This is a genomic window from Bacillus sp. 05T31 (genome assembly GCF_056396725.1).
In genome coordinates this window covers 1-2,453 of the sequence record NZ_JBFTMA010000873.1, presented here as the reverse complement: position 1 = coordinate 2,453, position 2,453 = coordinate 1, and the positions used below count along the sequence as shown (strand labels likewise).

Sequence of the window (2,453 nt, the reverse complement as noted above, 5' to 3'; positions counted from 1 at the left end):
GGAACAAACTATGAACAATAAGTTATTAACATCATTATTATGTAGCACATTCTTATTTGGATTATCAGCTTGCAGTTCACATGATACATCTAGCAGTAACACGAAAAACGAACAGGAGACTTCTAAAGAAACAAAAAATGATGAACTTAGCAACAAGGATCCTCAAAAAGAACTTCCCACCCATGGAGATTCTTCTGATGTATACATATCAATACGCTCTGCCGATTCATTAGATGTTATAGGTAATGGAGAAGTTAAAGCACAAGGTGTATTTAAAGTATTAGACGTCGCAGTTTATAATCGTCAAGAGGAACCCATTACACTAAATAGCAATAACTTWAAATTAATTGACGGAGCCGGAAGAGAATATCACATTTCTAATGAATCTCAATTAGTACTTAAAGCTGCAAATACTGCTACATTTAAATTTGGTGTTCTTAATCCTAATGAAAATTCGGAAGGGAACATTGTATTCGATGTTCCGAAAAATACGCAAGGATTAACGTTAAAAATTAATGGAGATATGTTGGATAAAGGGATCGAGTTAAAAGTGGAATAGTCAAAAGAAAATGTAAAAGTGGCTTTTCTACAAAATAGATAAACCACCTATCACAACTTATACTAACATAACAAAAAGTACAGCCTCTGTATTAACTACAACAGTAGACTGTACTTGTATAACTCACTATAACAGGATTCCTTAGTTCTTTTGAGAAGATGCTCTCCAATCACGAAAAGATGTTGGAAACCCAGAATGTCCACGTTGCTTTGTAACAACTGGTTTCTCTTGAAGAATAGTTGATTTCTCTTCAGGAATAGTTGGTTTTTCTTCAAGAATACTCAAAGCTGTTTGCATTTTCTCCAGCTGTTCTTTTAAAGCTTGCTGCTCAATCTTTAAATCCGTAAGTAAACGTAATATCATCATCCATTAATATATGGACTTTATGGAAGGAGGAGTTAATATGGGCTATGGTGGTAGTTGTGGAGGCTATGGTGGTAGTTGTGGTGGAGGCTGTGGTTTTGGCGGTGGATTCGCCTTACTTGTTGTGCTCTTTATCTTATTAATCATCGTTGGAGCTAGCTGTTGGGGCGGCGGATTCGGCTGCTAATAAGAGGCACTCTTGAGAGTGTCTTTTTTTTATTTCTCAATATAGGGCTAATATATATATGTTACTATCAAAAGGCGAGATTCCCTAAGCGTAATATAGTAGTTTACCAACTATGAAAGCCACTGTCACAAGAAAACAGTAGGCTTTTATTTTGTTATTTAACAAGATTAAAACATGAATTGCCATTTCCCCTCAGTAACATTTTAAAATTGACATAGCACTTCATGCACCATATACTGTTAACAACAGTATACTGTCATTAACAGTATATATTCTAGGAGGTATATTCATGAAGCATACAGGAAGACATACAGGTGCATTTCTTTTGTTATTTTTAGCAGAAGGCGATAACTATGGCGGGCAGCTACTTCAGAAATGCGTGGAAGAACTTCCGGTCAATCCAATCGATAGTGCCATCCTTTACCGCACGCTGAAGAAATTAGAAAACGAAGGCGCTATTGAATCTTATGTAAGTACATCCGTTCCAGATAAGCCGAGAAAGATGTACAAAATTACTACAGCCGGAAAAGAACAATTAGCAGATTTTCAAATAGATATTGAGGAAAAAATGAAAAACTTAACCTTTTTCTTAAACAAATATAAAGACTTAAAGGAATCTAATCATGATTAATGGCGCTATCCTTTACACTTTGGCCATTATTCTTACAGGGATTTCTTTTATGAAGGATCGGAATAAAACGAAATTTGCCCTATTAAAATCATGGAAAATATTTCGAAACCTCCTCCCTGCCATGCTCTCCATTATGCTTTTCGTTGGACTATCACTTTCTATCTTAACGCCGTCCTTCATCTCTTCCATCATTGGAGAACAGTCTGGATTTTTAGGTATTATTTATTCAGCACTACTCGGATCTGTGGCACTTATCCCAAGCTTTGTCGTCTTTCCTCTTGGTAATACGTTAGTACAGCACGGCGCAGGTCTTCCTCAAGTTGCGGCACTCATGTCYACACTAATGTCAGTAGGAATTACAACCTTGCCGATGGAACAAAAGATATTCGGACGAAAATTTGCTTACGCTCGTAATGCATCTGCATTACTCATGTCACTCCTATTCTCATATATCATTTGGGTGGTGATGGTATGAAGGAACTAAAAAGATATCGCTTCTTTTTCATTTTGCTGATTGGACTTATCATTCTAACTTTTATAAACCAATCTTTAGGATGGAGCGCATTACAATTAACGGGGAATAGCATTTTAGATATGCTATTTCTACTCCCCCCTGTCCTAATATTTGTAGGGTTACTCGATCAGTGGGTGAAGAAAGAAACACTAATGAAATATATGGGCGAAAAGTCCGGCATATATGGAATATTATTCTC

The 2,453-nt window shown here is 36.4% G+C and carries 5 protein-coding genes and 1 pseudogene; 5 read left to right on the top strand and 1 reads right to left on the bottom strand.

The window, feature by feature from the left end; genetic code table 11:
* Nucleotides 1-10 precede the first annotated feature (10 nt).
* A complete protein-coding gene (locus AC1DJR_RS29435) occupies nucleotides 11-559 on the top strand; it encodes a DUF4352 domain-containing protein (RefSeq protein WP_477004192.1) in 549 nt (182 codons plus the stop codon).
* Nucleotides 560-700: 141 nt separating this feature from the next.
* Here the strand turns inward: AC1DJR_RS29435 and AC1DJR_RS29430 are convergent, their stop codons facing one another.
* Nucleotides 701-922: a preprotein translocase gene (locus AC1DJR_RS29430; protein ID WP_477004191.1), complete on the bottom strand. Its 222-nt coding sequence runs from the start codon at nucleotides 920-922 to the stop codon at nucleotides 701-703.
* A 40-nt stretch (nucleotides 923-962) separates the two neighbouring features.
* Here AC1DJR_RS29430 and AC1DJR_RS29425 point away from each other — a divergent pair, with 40 nt between their 5' ends.
* The 4 genes and pseudogenes from AC1DJR_RS29425 to AC1DJR_RS29410 form a co-directional block, all read left to right on the top strand.
* The gene (locus tag AC1DJR_RS29425) at nucleotides 963-1,109 is read left to right on the top strand and encodes a YjcZ family sporulation protein (protein ID WP_000540380.1); all 147 of its coding nucleotides are present in this window, start codon (nucleotides 963-965) and stop codon (nucleotides 1,107-1,109) included.
* Nucleotides 1,110-1,398: 289 nt separating this feature from the next.
* Entirely contained in the window at nucleotides 1,399-1,740 is a 342-nt protein-coding gene (locus AC1DJR_RS29420) for a PadR family transcriptional regulator (protein WP_016101686.1), read from the top strand.
* Nucleotides 1,733-2,215 (top strand): hypothetical protein, encoded by a 483-nt coding sequence (locus AC1DJR_RS29415; protein WP_429691905.1) that lies wholly within the window; start codon nucleotides 1,733-1,735, stop codon nucleotides 2,213-2,215. The genes AC1DJR_RS29420 and AC1DJR_RS29415 overlap by 8 nt, the downstream gene beginning before the upstream one ends.
* Nucleotides 2,212-2,453, top strand: a pseudogene (locus AC1DJR_RS29410) (permease); the annotation flags it as partial. The gene AC1DJR_RS29415 and the pseudogene AC1DJR_RS29410, both read left to right, overlap by 4 nt.

Excerpts from the sequence above, each read along its gene's own strand:
- AC1DJR_RS29425 (WP_000540380.1), top strand. The coding sequence starts at position 963 with ATGGGCTATGGTGGTAGTTGTGGAGGCTATGGTGGTAGTTGTGGTGGA.
- AC1DJR_RS29430 (WP_477004191.1), bottom strand. The coding sequence starts at position 922 with ATGATATTACGTTTACTTACGGATTTAAAGATTGAGCAGCAAGCTTTA.
- AC1DJR_RS29420 (WP_016101686.1), top strand. The coding sequence starts at position 1,399 with ATGAAGCATACAGGAAGACATACAGGTGCATTTCTTTTGTTATTTTTA.